The organism is Streptococcus equinus, assembly GCF_900101445.1.
Lineage (GTDB): Bacteria > Bacillota > Bacilli > Lactobacillales > Streptococcaceae > Streptococcus > Streptococcus equinus_B.
This window is the reverse complement of sequence record NZ_FNKE01000002.1, coordinates 176,952-191,040: the sequence shown is the minus strand read 5'-3', so window position 1 is coordinate 191,040 and position 14,089 is coordinate 176,952. Positions and strand designations below refer to the sequence as shown.

General features: G+C 34.7%; 16 protein-coding genes. 9 read left to right on the top strand and 7 right to left on the bottom strand.

The annotated features are described in order from the left end of the window. The first annotated feature begins 1 nt into the window (after position 1). The 9 genes from BLR83_RS08500 (at position 2) to BLR83_RS08460 (ending at position 9,037) form a co-directional block, all read left to right on the top strand. Positions 2–979 carry a conjugal transfer protein gene (locus BLR83_RS08500; protein WP_074561255.1) on the top strand — a complete coding sequence of 326 codons (978 nt, stop codon included), beginning with the start codon at positions 2–4 and terminating at the stop codon, positions 977–979. Positions 980–984: 5 nt separating this feature from the next. Further along, a complete protein-coding gene (locus BLR83_RS08495) occupies positions 985–1,209 on the top strand; it encodes a hypothetical protein (protein ID WP_017643957.1) in 225 nt (74 codons plus the stop codon). Positions 1,210–1,213: 4 nt separating this feature from the next. Further along, positions 1,214–1,624 (top strand): conjugal transfer protein, encoded by a 411-nt coding sequence (locus BLR83_RS08490; RefSeq protein WP_074561254.1) that lies wholly within the window; start codon positions 1,214–1,216, stop codon positions 1,622–1,624. An 11-nt stretch (positions 1,625–1,635) separates the two neighbouring features. Further along, entirely contained in the window at positions 1,636–4,140 is a 2,505-nt protein-coding gene (locus tag BLR83_RS08485) for an ATP-binding protein (protein WP_074561253.1), read from the top strand. 12 nt (positions 4,141–4,152) lie between these two features. Beyond that, on the top strand, positions 4,153–6,054 hold the full coding sequence (locus tag BLR83_RS08480; RefSeq protein WP_074561252.1) for a conjugal transfer protein: 1,902 nt from the start codon (positions 4,153–4,155) through the stop codon (positions 6,052–6,054). Continuing rightward, positions 6,054–6,278: a hypothetical protein gene (locus BLR83_RS08475; protein WP_014335071.1), complete on the top strand. Its 225-nt coding sequence runs from the start codon at positions 6,054–6,056 to the stop codon at positions 6,276–6,278. Before BLR83_RS08480 ends, BLR83_RS08475 begins: the two co-directional genes overlap by 1 nt. Positions 6,279–6,294: 16 nt before the next feature. Further along, a complete protein-coding gene (locus BLR83_RS08470) occupies positions 6,295–7,395 on the top strand; it encodes a phage tail tip lysozyme (protein WP_074561251.1) in 1,101 nt (366 codons plus the stop codon). Positions 7,396–7,534: 139 nt separating this feature from the next. Then, a complete protein-coding gene (locus tag BLR83_RS08465) occupies positions 7,535–7,807 on the top strand; it encodes a helix-turn-helix domain-containing protein (protein ID WP_074561250.1) in 273 nt (90 codons plus the stop codon). A gap of 9 nt (positions 7,808–7,816) precedes the next feature. Then, positions 7,817–9,037, top strand: coding sequence for a tyrosine-type recombinase/integrase (locus BLR83_RS08460; protein ID WP_074561249.1), 1,221 nt, complete (start codon positions 7,817–7,819; stop codon positions 9,035–9,037). Positions 9,038–9,143: 106 nt separating this feature from the next. Here BLR83_RS08460 and rpsI read toward each other — a convergent pair whose 3' ends face one another. The 7 genes from rpsI to BLR83_RS08425 all read right to left on the bottom strand — a co-directional run bounded on the left by rpsI (position 9,144) and on the right by BLR83_RS08425 (position 14,084). Beyond that, on the bottom strand, positions 9,144–9,536 hold the full coding sequence (rpsI, locus tag BLR83_RS08455) for a 30S ribosomal protein S9 (RefSeq protein WP_003067667.1): 393 nt from the start codon (positions 9,534–9,536) through the stop codon (positions 9,144–9,146). A 22-nt stretch (positions 9,537–9,558) separates the two neighbouring features. Then, positions 9,559–10,005, bottom strand: a complete 447-nt coding sequence (gene rplM / locus BLR83_RS08450; protein WP_003063191.1) for a 50S ribosomal protein L13 — start codon at positions 10,003–10,005, stop codon at positions 9,559–9,561. Between the two features lie 191 nt (positions 10,006–10,196). Continuing rightward, positions 10,197–11,153 (bottom strand): ketopantoate reductase family protein, encoded by a 957-nt coding sequence (locus tag BLR83_RS08445; protein WP_074561248.1) that lies wholly within the window; start codon positions 11,151–11,153, stop codon positions 10,197–10,199. Between the two features lie 105 nt (positions 11,154–11,258). Continuing rightward, positions 11,259–11,888 (bottom strand): helix-turn-helix transcriptional regulator, encoded by a 630-nt coding sequence (locus BLR83_RS08440; protein ID WP_074561247.1) that lies wholly within the window; start codon positions 11,886–11,888, stop codon positions 11,259–11,261. Between the two features lie 110 nt (positions 11,889–11,998). Then, positions 11,999–12,481: an ABC transporter permease gene (locus BLR83_RS08435; protein WP_081341010.1), complete on the bottom strand. Its 483-nt coding sequence runs from the start codon at positions 12,479–12,481 to the stop codon at positions 11,999–12,001. Between the two features lie 83 nt (positions 12,482–12,564). Next, positions 12,565–13,425 (bottom strand): DegV family protein, encoded by an 861-nt coding sequence (locus BLR83_RS08430; protein ID WP_074561246.1) that lies wholly within the window; start codon positions 13,423–13,425, stop codon positions 12,565–12,567. Between the two features lie 146 nt (positions 13,426–13,571). Continuing rightward, positions 13,572–14,084, bottom strand: a complete 513-nt coding sequence (locus tag BLR83_RS08425) for an NYN domain-containing protein (protein ID WP_074561245.1) — start codon at positions 14,082–14,084, stop codon at positions 13,572–13,574. Positions 14,085–14,089: the final 5 nt, after the last annotated feature.

The window sequence follows — 14,089 nt, the reverse complement described above, 5'->3', positions numbered from 1 at the left end:
TATGAAACAAATAGCTGAATTACTAAAACACTACAAACACTTCCTAACAAAATTTAAAAAAACAGATAAAAAACGTGGTTCTCCTAAACTGATAAAAGCTAATCAAAAGACGGCTAATGTACTCGTTCTTTCAGGCATTAGCTTCTTTTTATTAATTGGTTTAATCGGATGCCTAAAAGCAATAACACTATCTAATAAAATGACCAAACTCCAGAAATCACTTCAAACAAAACCTACTTCGGTAACAATTGACTCAAGCGATACAGATAATCGCTTATCATACTATCTAAACGATTTTATCTCAGCTTACTTCAATTTTTCTGATGATGGTAATACACAAACAGAACAAACTAAAAAATTAAATAACTTTTATAACTTTGAACCTGATATTAAGTCACAAGGACAATTAAAAACAGCTTCTAACTTAGAATCCTCAAAACTAATTACTCTCAACAATAAAAGTGCTTTATATCAAGTGACTTATAAGCAAAAGAATGGAGATAATACCAAAGAAATTACTACTGGTTTCAATATTCCATATGGTCAAAAAGGCGATAAATATTACATTTCTGGTCTTCCTTGGTTTTCAACGTTAACCTCTAATCAGGCTACTTCTTTTGATAAAAAGAATGATTTAAAACTAACAGCTTCCGATAATTTTTCCACTACAACTCATAAAAAACTAACTAAATTTCTAAATGTTTTCTTCACTAACTATACAAGTGATCAAGATAATTTAGACTTAATTTCTAAAAACCTTGTTGTTCTTGACGATACTGAATTCAAAAGTATTGATTACACTTATTTCAAACAAAATGGTAAGTCAATCATCGCTTATGTACAAGTTACATTTGCAATAGCTGGGAATACACATTCTGAAAACTTTACACTTACTTTAATTCCGAAAGGTAAATCTTACTATGTATCGTCCCTTACTCACACTATTCCTCAAAATTATGCTACTGAAAAAGGAGAATAAATCGTATGAATACTAGCTCATTACAAAACTTTATGCACGGTGATGGTACTTGGGTACTAACAGCAATTGCTGTTATTCTTGCCATTAAAGCTTGGAAAAATAGCTCTTGGCTTCAACTATTTTCGGTTGTTGGCTTTTATTCAGTTATTGTCTCTCTCACAAAGGGGCAACAGATTCTTAGCTTCTTTGGATGGCTCCTTCGCTTAATCGGCATTGAAACAGGACTTTAAACTTATGACTAATGAAAAACTTTATGATTACTCTAGAGGTCTAAACGCTCCTTATTGGATTCAAGAAATAAAAACACAAAAAGGGACACGTATTTGGTATTTTGCTACACCAATGCAACTGTCCTTTTTTATTGTCTTTGCTATTATTTTTGTCATCATGATACTTGGGTTATCGTTTATTTTAGTTCCTCTAGCAAAACTAACACATTCTATTTCATTTCTACTCTACTGGTATGTTCCCTATAAACTAGCTAAAGCTTATACAGAATACGAACCACATGGTAAAAAGATGCATCTTTTTATTGCAGATTATCTTTGTTACCTATTTGAATTTCGCTTAAATAAGAAAGCCATTTATCATAATGATCGCGTACCAACATATGATGAAATTGTTTTTGAAAAAACAAAACTTTGAAAGGAGGAAACATGGCAATCAAATTACAATACCCTATTATGACGACTCATAATAATATTGTCATCTGTCACGATAAAAGTGTCATTGCTTATTATCGTATTCCAAATACTCCTATTACCATTACAGATGACGAGAAAAAAGAAAAACACAAACAAACTGTTGCCCAAACGATTAATAAACTAGCTAAAAATAAAACTTTTGATATTTCGCTTATTCCTAAAGATTATCTTTTAGAAGAAAAAATGAATGACTTCTCTAAAGCTTTAGCACCAAATAACCGTATTCTTGGGGAAACATTATTAGCCTATTCCGTTGATAAACTAACACAAGAAATGGAAATCCCTTATCAGTTTGATTGGGTTATTGGAGTTACCTTGCGAAAGCAAGATAAGTCTGGTTCTATTTCAGATTTAGCTTATGAACGCTTTTCTGAATTATCCGAAATGGTAGCTAACGGTATTGGTTATGAACTACAACTGGAAAAAAATTGGTATGACGATTATTTAAGTGATGAAACAGCTGTCTACCAAGTCCTATCAACTTTAAGATGCCAGCGTCTTACTGACGAGGAACTCTTCTATTATCAACGAATGCAGTACTTACGTTATATCCCCCATCTCAAACAAGAGGTCATTGCTAATCGTTCCTTATTCAATGTCACAGATACACTCATCAAAGTTCTCAAAAGTGGATTTTTAAAACTAGAAAGTCCTTATGGAGCATCGTTTATCACCATTTTACCTGTTGGGAAGTTTAGTACTATTTTTAATGGTTTCCACCTCGGAGAATTCATTCAACGCTTGAATTTTCCTGTTGAATTACGAATCAAAGCAGAATTCATTGATCGTAATAAAATTAAAGGTAAAATGGGACGGTCAAACACACGATTTCTTAACATTATGGAAGAAGCTGATAACACAAACACCGTTCAACAAGATGAAATTATTACAGGTGCTTTATCTTTAAAAGACCTTATGAAAAAAGTCGGAAATAAGGAAGACATTATTGAATATGGCGCTTATCTTATTGTATCTGCTTCTTCACTCTCCCAATTACGAAGTCGACGTCAAGTTGTTTTAAATTATTTTGATGATATGGGGGTTGAAATTAGTGAAGCAAGTCATGATGCTCCTTATCTATTTCAAGCTCTACTTTATGGGCAAAAACTTCAAAAGAAAACTCGTACTTGGACACATTTAGTCACTAGTCGAGGTTTTGCCGAGTTAATGCCATTCACTAATACAACTTCTGGTAATCGCATTGGCTGGTACATTGGACGAGTTGATAACTGGACAGGACGGTGGGACAATCTACAAAAAGCCATACAGGCTTCCAAAAACATCGTCCTTTTTAATCCCACTGTTGGGAATAAAGAGGATATTGCAGGTAAGATTACCAAGAACCCTCATATCATTATTACTGGAGCCACTGGACAAGGGAAATCATTTTTAGCACAAATCATTTTTTTAAGTGTTGCACTTCAAAATGTTAAAACTCTTTATATTGACCCTAAACGGGAACTACGCCATCACTATCAAGAAATTATTTCGAATCCTGAATTTGAGAAACATTATCCAGAACGAAAACATCAAATTGAAGATTTTAACTTTGTTACCTTAGATAGCTCACTAGAATCAAATCACGGAGTTTTAGACCCTATTGTAGTCCTAGACAAAGAACAGGCTGTTGAAGTTGCTAAAAATATGCTAGAGTTTCTTCTTCAAGCAGTTGAGAATGTCTCTATGGACCAAAAAACAGCCATTACTGAAACGATTAATGATATTGTTAACAAACGACAAGCTGGGCAAACAGTCGGTTTTAAACACGTTCTTAAAGCTCTTAAAAACAGTGATAGCGAGCAAATCGCTTCTGTCGGGCGTTATTTAACCTCTATAGTTCATAATTCTATTCTTGAGTTAGCTTTTTCAGATGGCACAACAAAGGGATTAAATTATGAATCTCAGGTAACCGTTCTTGAAGTTGCTAATTTAAAACTTCCCAAAACTGATGCTTCTAAAATATCTGACCATGAACGGAATTCAGTCGCCCTAATGTTTGCTTTAGGAGCTTTTTGTACTCACTTTGGTGAACGTCACGAAAATGAAGATACTCTTGAATTCTTTGATGAAGCATGGATTTTAATGAAATCAGCTGAAGGGCAAGCCGTTATAAAAAATATGAGACGTATTGGACGATCTAAAAATAATACCTTAGCACTTATTACCCAATCTGTTCATGACGCTGAAAATGATGACGACACAACAGGTTTCGGTACTATTTTTGCTTTTTATGAAAAATCTGAACGTGAAGATATTTTAAGACACGTTGGACTAGAACCTACTGAACAAAATTTAGAATGGATTGACAATATGATTTCAGGACAGTGCCTCTACTATGATGTTTACGGCAATCTCAATATGATTTCTGTCCATAACCTATTTGAAGATATTGATATGCTTTTAAAACCAATGAAAGCAACTGTTTCTTCAAGTCTTGAAAATAAATACGCATCATAAGGAGGGATATTCATGCAAGAAGCTTTTGAAAAGCTAAAAGGCGTTGATATCTTTGCCTTAAAAGCCTATTTGGAAAAAACCTCATCTGTCGAAACCTCTGTCATTGTTGCATTTAATGAAATCTTCGTTAATTTATTATTCTTCATTCTCAATCTTGTTGTTGGATTCTTCTCACTTCTTATGCGGATTCTCGAAAAGATTAACCTATACAATAACTACAAGACTTATGTTTATCAAGCTGGTAAATCTATGTGGCAAGGTTTTACGGGATCTACTTCTGATGGATTAGCCAATCAATCACTAATCGGCCTTTTAATTAGTATCATTGCTTTTTATCTCTTTTATCAGTTCTTTTTCTCAAAAGGAAACTTCATGAGAAAAGTCATTCATGTTTGTGTTGTACTTATTCTTGGATTCTCTTACTTTGGAACAGTAGCATCAACTTCAGGTGGGCTTTATCTTCTTGATACTATTGATAATATCTCTAAAACAGTCACTCAAAAAATTTCAAATATCTCGGTTTCCTATGGTGATGGTAAAGAGTTAAAAATCGGCGATTCAATGGCAGATAGTTATATCGCAGAAACTTCCTACACTGCTTACCTCTTCGTAAACACTGGTCAAGAAAACGGAAAATATGTCAACAGCCAAACAGGTAAAGAAGAAAAATTCGATGACTCAAAAGTACTCGGTCAATTAAATGGGAATACTTTTACAAAAGTTAAAAATAGCGACCGAAAGAATTATCTAGAGGAACTAGGTAATAATGCGGATGAAGATGGTGAAAAAGACCGCTGGGTATCAGCTGTCTATGATTATCTTTTTATCAAGTGTTTCTATGTTATCTTTAAAATCGTTGAAGCTATTGTCATTGCTATTCCAATTATCCTTGTGCAAATTCTAAATGTCATTGCTCAGCTACTAGTTTTAATAATGATGTTGCTCTTTCCAATAGCTTTATTAATTTCCTTTATTCCTCGCATGCAAGATATTATTTTTGGAGTCCTAAAAGTAATGATGGGTGGCTTAGCCTTTCCTGCTATTACAAGTCTTCTTACCTTAATAATTTTTTATTTAGAAAAAATCATTGAAAATATGATGACCTCTGGTTTTGACAATACCATCAAAGGCTTTGCTTCACTTGTAGTCTTTGCATTACTTTTTAAACTTATGGTAGTCGTCATTGTCAAAGCCTTAATCTATTATTATCTTTGGAAATATAAAGGTGAACTTATAGGAATTATCCTTGGATCCAGGGCTAGACTAAAAATGGATAATATTGGTCATTCTGTTCAAGATAAGTTAACTTCTGGTAAAGAAATAATTCAACAAGTTCCTAATAAGGGATTTTCTACAGCTCAAAATCTTGGAAACTTCGCCTTGGCTTCCAGTGGTTTAGCATCTGGTGCAGTTATTAATTCTCTATCCCATTTAAAAAATGCAAAAGATTATTTTTCTAAAGCAAAACCTGAAGAAACGCCACACAATCCTAATTTAGACAGTGAGCATGAAACAAATCTACAACCTCGACAACAAGAAGATAAAAATAGCAATTCAATAACTCCTAACCAAGAGGATATTCCTGAAACTTCAGCAACCTTTAAAGAACCACAATTACTAACAGAGGAGCTCACAAAAGAAAATAATATGTCAACGTCTTCACCAAATCTAGAGGAAGAATTTAAATCGTTAAAAGAAAAACGAATATCACCACTTACTAAAAGACGTATTAACCATCTTGAAAAACGTTTAGAAGATTATAAGGACAATGAAGCTATGTATAAGGCACAAGGTTCTAATGCATTTACCAAAAACTTCCGAAAGACTTTGACTAGAGATAACAAGCTACGAGCAAATTTAAAAAGAAAGGAACGTTTAACAGAAGAACTCAAACGATTAAGAGGTGAACTTTAATGAATATCCATATCAATTCTAAAAGAGCTTTAAAACCTATTATTGAAAATAATGTTTATGAAGCCTATCAAAATAATGAGAGGTCATTGGACTTTCTCGTCTTATTTCCAATTACTGATAAGGAAGCTTCAACAATCATCGATATTTGTCGCTCTTATCCCGTAGTATTAGATGCTAAGTGGCGATTTGATAGTCTGATTTTTACAGTCTACCTAAAACACTAATATCTGAGGTAAGCCAATGAAGAAAAAAATACTCATTTTAGGGTTATTACTTCCTTTTCTTCTACCAGCTACTTTACTGATACTTATTGCAGGAAATCTGTCTGATGATACTACAACTTCTCAAAATGGACAAGAAACCTCCTTGACAGCCAAAGAGGTAGCCAATAAAGCCAATATTTCTGAAGAACGTGCTAAAGACGTCATTCAAATTCTTAATTATCAACTCTCTCACGAGGGCTTTTCTCTAGCTGGCAGTGCCGGAAGTCTTGCAGTAGCTGAACGTGAAAGTGGCTTTGACCCTAAAGCTATTAATACTAGTGGAGGGGTGGCAGGTTATTTCCAATGGTCTGGGTGGTCAAGTTCAGTCAATGGTAATCGCTGGGCTTCTGCTCCACAAAGAGCACTAGAATCTCAAGTTGAATTAAAATTAATGTCTACTGAACTTAGTGGTGCTTATGCAAATGTCAAAAGTAAAATGCAGTCAGCTAGTGATGCGGGAGAAGCAAGTCTCTATTGGTCTGAACATTATGAGGGAGTGGCTTTATCTGATGGACAAACTAAAGCTGACCAACTCAAAGTGAATGCCCGAAAATGGTATAACATCTTCAATGGAACATTAAAAAACAGCAAAACAACAATAGCTTTTTCGGGTAACACTGGATTATCTAAAGGAACACTACTATCCTCCTTTGATTTTCCAAGTGAATATAATGGTAAACTAAAATACGGACAACCAACTTCCAAAAGCGTCACCACACAAGGAGGAAACTCTTATCCTACTGGTCAATGTACTTGGTATGTTTGCAATAGACTAATTGAGACAGGTATTTGTACTGATCCTGCTATTTACAATAATAATGGTAATGGGCAAGATTGGGTTTCGGCACTTGTCTCAAAAGGTTGGAAACACAGTAACTCACCACAAGTCGGTGCGGTTATGTCAGTAAAAGGAGGATATGGAGAAACATTAGCACAATACGGACACGTTGCCTTTGTTGAAGCTGTCAATAAAGACAGTACATTTCTAATATCAGAATGTAATTACAATCACACTCAAGACAAACCACACTATCAAGTTTTATCACCACAAAGCTACTATAGCTTTGCAGTAAAATGATTTAAACTACTATTTATGATTAAGACTAGTTTAAGATGCTATATGCTATAATATAATTATCCTAAAACTTTTCTTTTTCATAATCTCCACGGGAGCAAGTATCAACTTGCTTCCTTTTTTATTTTTGAGGAGGAAAAATATGCAAGTAATGTTAGCAAAAGAACAAACACAAGAAATTCAACACATGATTGGAGAATTGATAAAAGAGGAAATCAAGAATGTTAGAGAAGTTTCTGGAGCTGATAGCCCTTTTTTAAACAAAAAACAAACTTGTCGTTATCTTGGAATTTCAAATAATACACTTGATTTATGGATTAGTATGGGACTTCCATATATTAAAATCGGAAAATCAATTAGATTTAGTAAAGAAAGTGTTAACCAATGGATGACACAACTTGAAATTTCTGCGTAAGGAGAAAAAATGGCTATTAAAAAAACTAAAAACGGAACTTACCAATTACGATTATATATACCTGAAGATGTACAAGCCAAACTTGGTTTAAAAAAATTGTATGAAAAACGCTTCAAAACAAAACGTGAGGCAAAAGAAGCAGAGTTAAAAATATCTGTTGATATTGAAAAAGCAAGACATAACAAACTTTACCAAAAAACTATAAAAAAAGAAGATATTCTCTTCTCAGATTTCTATAAAGAAGTTTGGCTAGAACCGTACATAGCTGGGCAAACTACTTCAACAAATAGACCTCCTACACCTGCTACCGTATTTCAAACCAAAAGTATGTTTAGACTCCACATTTTACCTATTCTAGGGAATTACTCATTAAGTTATCTTAACGAAAATAAACAATTAGTCTTATCACTACTCACTCCCAAGGCAAATAGTTATGCGAATTTTAAAGCTATTAGAGGCTATATTAACTCAGTCTTCGATTGGGCTGAAGAACTAGAGTACATCCCTAGCAACCGACTCCATAAAACCATCAGTCGAATTAAAGCAGTAAAAAAACAAATTTTAAAGGAAAATAAACGTGATGAAGATTTGACACTGGATGAAGAAGAGCTACGTTTGTGGTTACAAGCATTTGATGAAGATTTAAAAAATGGATTAATAGAATTCAAAGACTATGTCCTCTTCTATACAACATTTTTTCTTTCAGATAGGAAATCAGAATCCTATGCACTTCAATGGAAACACGTTAATTTCGAAACTAATCAAATATTAATTGAAAATGCTCTTGACAGATTTGGAAATGTAAAAGCAACTAAAGGAGGGAAAAAGACAATTTTCAATGCACCTCTTGAGCTCATGATACTACTAAAAAAGTGGAAAAAATTACAAAAAGAGGAATTGAAACAATTTGGGCTCAGACAAACGAATAATCAATTTATATTTACCTATAATGATAGAAAAAATAATATAAACACCGTTCTTCACATTGATTATTTAAACTATCGTATGAATTCTATTAGGAGACGTCACCCTGAGTTAGCCCCTGCCTCTCCTCATAAATTAAGGCACACTGGAGCAACTTTAGCTAAAAAAGCAGGAGTTCCTATTGAAGAAATTTCTGAAGCATTAACCCACAGCGATCAATCAACCACTAAGACATATATCAATACAAAAAATACTGTAAAACAACCAGTTGGTGAAATAGTTTTTAGAAACCTCAAAAAGCAATAGTGGAAATTTGGTGGAAATTTTGGTGGAAATTTTATATTTTTAAGCAAAAAAAGACATCCAAGATAAAAATCTTGAATGTCTTGAAACGTTGATATAATCGTATTGATTAACGTTTTGAGAATTGTGAAGCTTTACGAGCTTTTTTAAGACCTGGTTTTTTACGTTCAACCATACGTGCATCACGTGTAAGAAGACCAGCGCGTTTCAATGAATCACGGAAGTCTGGGTCTACTTGAAGCAATGCGCGAGCGATACCGTGACGGATAGCTCCTGATTGACCTGCGTAACCACCACCTACAACGTTAACGAAAACGTCGTATGAACCTACAGTTGAAGTAACTGCGAATGGTTGGTTAATAACAAGACGAAGGTCAGCATGTGGGATGTATTCTTCTACATCTTTTTTGTTAACTGTGATTTTACCAGTACCTGGGACCAAACGTACGCGTGCAACAGCGTTTTTACGACGACCAGTACCTGTGTATTGTGCTTGTGCCATTTAATAGATGCTCCTTTCTCTCTTAGATAAGTCCTTTAATATCAAGTACTTCTGGTTGTTGAGCAGCGTGTGTGTGTTCGCTACCTACGAAGACTTTCAATTTCATGCCTTGTGCACGTCCAAGAGTGTTGTGTGGAAGCATGCCTTTAACTGATTTTTCAATCAAGCGAACAGCATTTTTAGAACGAAGTTCACCTGCTGAGATTTGTTTCAATCCACCTGGATACATTGAGTGAGTGTAGTAGATTTTATCAGTTGCTTTTTTACCAGTTAATTTAACTTTTTCAGCATTGATAACGATAACGAAGTCACCTGTATCAGTGTGTGGTGTGAATGTTGGTTTGTTTTTTCCGCGAAGTACGCTAGCAACTACTGCAGAAAGACGTCCAAGAGGTACATCTGTTGCGTCAACAACGTACCATTTACGTTCAACTTGGCCTGGTTTAGCCATGAATGTTGTTTTGTTCATGAGTTCTCCTATACGAATTCGTTTTTGTTTACAAAGTGTGGATGTTCCGGTCCACGAGTTATTTGAAAGGTTCCGGGGCCTTACAAATGGGGTAAACAATACCGTTTATTATAATACCAAAAAAAGTGGTAGTAAGTCAACAGTTATGACTAATCTTTTCTAAGTTTTTTCGTCTTTTTAAAAGAAAACGCTTAGCGGTATTTTCGCGTGTTTTCAGCTAGATGAACTAGGTGACGCAAGAAGTCATGTGTCTTGGCTTGGTAGCCGTTTGCTAAGCCCAACTCATAAATATAGCCATTAATATAATCTACTTCTGTCTGACGCCCTTTGCTCATATCTTGATACATTGATGGATAGTGAAGTGGACTGGTTTCCTCACTGACATAACGGATAGTTTCCCACTCTTTTTCGCGGTTATTAAGTGGTTCAATACCTGCTAGACTTGCTACATCATACGCTTCATCAATTAGTTGTCTCCCCAGTTTCTCTGCTCCCTGATAATCAATAAATTGACCCATTCGGATTTCAAAAAGAGTACAAATTGTATTAATCACAGAATTGAAAACTACCTTTGTATAAAGAGTTCCTAAGAAATTATCTGTCACATTTGGATTTAGGTTTGCGGCTTTAAAATCTGCTAAAATTTCTTCTTGAACCACATCAAGTTTTCCTGACTGTGCTGCAACATTAATGGAACCTACTCCAGCTTTTCCGATAAAATCCACGTCTCCTGCTGCTTTTAAAACTGTCCCAATCAAACAGGTTCCAGCTAATACTTTTTCAGGTGCAAAATAATGATTGATTTTCTCAATATGTCCCATGCCATTCATACCGGTAAAAACATACTGGCTACTATTGAAAAAATGTTTGCTTCGTTCCAATAACTCTTGCAGATGCATCTGTTTGTCAAAAATAATCAAGACATCTGGTTTTCCACGATAGTTTTCTGGTAGATAAATATCAATTGGAACCAAATGACGATTCTTGCCATCACGTGACTGGTAGACACCACCTTGTTTTTGAATTGTATCAACTTGTTCTTGCCAAGTATCGATAAAATCGACTTGAGCTTTCAAATGTTCCTTCAGCAATAGACCAAAGCGTAGTCCCATCGCACCACTTCCAAGTACAGCATATGTTAAAGCCATCAACCTACCTCCTTTGATTTTTTACAATTATAGCACTTCTCTCAAAGAAGAAAGTAGATTGTGGGTATTGAATTTTTTTATGGCTAGTTATAACTATTGTGAAGTCTACCCCTTAACACTCACATTATAGTCTAAACTAACAACCTTTTCATGATAATGATCGGCAGTGATTTGAATTTTATAAGAACCTTTTTTGAAGTAAAGTTTTTGGCTATCTTTTAATTCATCACCATCGAGTCGATAACAACACTTGTTATTTTCATCAACAATACTTAAATGTAAATCTCCATCATCTGTCATGCCATTTACTTTAAGATTCAACTTTTCATCTTCTGGCAATGTGAAATAACCTTTAGCAACTTCTAAAGTTTTTTGGCTAGTTGCACTTTGACCATAAGTCTTATCTTTTTTCATTGAAAACTTGACTGAGTGTTCTGCATTATAGTTGTACAAAAAGAATGCTCCGATAAGGCAAATCACTGTGGCAATCACAGCAAGCATTGGCCACAGCTTCTTCTGCTTCTCAGAATTTTTTGCTACATTTGGTATAGTTTCTTTTTTAATTAATTGGTCAACAGAGATGCCAAAATAATCACTAATTTTAACCAGCATTTCTACATCTGGATAGCTTTTTCCATTTTCCCAATTTGATACAGTCTGCCTTGATACATGAAAAATATTGGCAAAATCATCTTGACTCATCTGATATTGTTTTCGTAATTCACTGATATTCATTTTTTCCACCTTTCACCAAAATTATCCTCTTTTTTTCATTTGAATACTAGCAAATACCTTTTGACATCATAGCAAAACTCCTTTGACATAGCCCATTCATCAATTTGACGTTACAAAAATTGCAACAAATAACCATCTATTGCAGCAATCAGAAGATACATCACAAAAGCTCTTAAAAATGATTCTATATGTTTTCTAGGATTCTGATACAAGTTCTTTTCAGGCATTTTTGTAAAACGGATACGTTTTGTACGTCTCCACCAAATTAAATCAATCACAAGTAAATCAAATAAATTCAATCCTTGTCCTATAATGCTTAAACAAATGAAATTATGTAAAAAGTTTGGCTTTCTAATAGCTATTCCCAAAATAAATAATATTACCAAAAAGATTAAAAAATTTAGCAAGAATGCCACACACTTATTAGTTGTTTTAACTTTTGCTCGATAATCCTCATTATTTCTTATCAAAGTCTGAACTTCATCTGGATACGATGAAAAACTTTTTAAATTTTTATCATCAGTTCCTGTCCCTAAAAAGCACAAGATAAAAAAGAACAGACACAAACCAACCGTCTCAATAGCTACAATCATCTTCCCTCACTCCAATTCAAATATTAAATACCACCGTCATTATGTTTTAGAAAAAAAGCAGACTAAGTCCACTTTTTTTGATTTTATCGTGCGTCTTTTCCGATTGTAAAGACGGCTAGTGTTCCAGGCCCTACGTGAGCTGAGATAACTGGACCTAATGGCATAATAAGAACCTCATCAATCATGTCATGTTCGAGTAATGATTCTTTCAAGCTTTCAGCCCCTTCTACATCATTAGCATAAGCGACAACAGCTGTTCGGTGAGCTAGGGATTCTGTTGCTTGCGCTACAACTTCTTTTAGGGCTTTTTTACGTCCACGAATTTTTGCTAGTGGGACAAGTTTTCCTGTGGCATCCAACCACAAAAGAGGTTTGATATTAGCTAAACTTCCCATGATAGCAGATGTTTTTGATAAACGACCGCCACGCATCAAATGATAAAGGTCATCAACTAGGAAATATGTTCGTAAGCGAGGCAAAATATCAATAATCATCGCTTTAGTTTCTTCGAGTGTCTTGCCTTCATCACGCGCTGCAGCTGCTAGGACAGATAAATACCCTTCCCCACCTGCTGCTGCCAAAGTATCAACGATTTCGATAGTCGCATCTGGAAATTCTTCTAAAACAAGATCACGCGCAATCATTGAACTTTGGTAAGTTCCTGATAAGACAGAAGAAAAAGCTAGGTAAAGCACCGCATCACCATTTTGTGCATGACGACGGAAACTTTCTTCAAATTGTCCCACATTAACTTGACTAGTCGTTGGTTTACCACCATTTTTCATGCTTTCTAGTAATTTTTCACTAGTCAAACGATTTGGACCAACCGTTTCATAGATTTCCCCGTCTAATTGAATGGTTAGTCCTAGGATTTCAACATCATGAGCAGTTGCCCAATTTTCATCTAAATCTGCTGTTGAATCCGTTAGTAATTTAAAAGTCATAATTCTCCCTTTACTATAAAAACAATCATACGTTCAGTATTATCAATCATTGTCATAAAAATACTTTGATAGTCAAATGATTTCTTTTTCATTATAACAAAAAAGCCCGCAATTAGCGAGCTCCTTTAAAAAAGTCCTTTGATGTTTTAAATATCATCAAGTAATTGTTTTAATTTATACATTTGTCCATCATTCCATGGACTGAGTTTTGGTGTGGTTAAGTCAATGTGTTTTGACATTTTGTCCAAGTCTGATTTAACCGTATTTACGCGTTGCTCCAATTCACGAGCTGACACCCGAAGGGCACCTTGTGAGAAGACCGTCCATTGTTCATTTAAATCACTGGTTGCAACTTCCACAAGATGGCGTGGTGTATTTAGTTCAGCTGCCGTACGTTCAATATAGGAATCGGCTGTTTCATCTTCTTCAGTAAAGATAACTTGGATTTTATATTGGTCATAACGTTGACGCAAACCCGGAACATACTGGGCATCAAAGACACAAATAATATCCAGATTTTCAAAATAGGCATAGTTATTGAGCTTACGCAGCAAAATATTGCGTGCTTCGTCTAATCGATTTGTCTTAAAGAGTTGACGTGTTTCCTGCCAAAAGGCAATCATGTTATAACCATCAACTAAGAGGATTCTTTTCTTCATTTTTT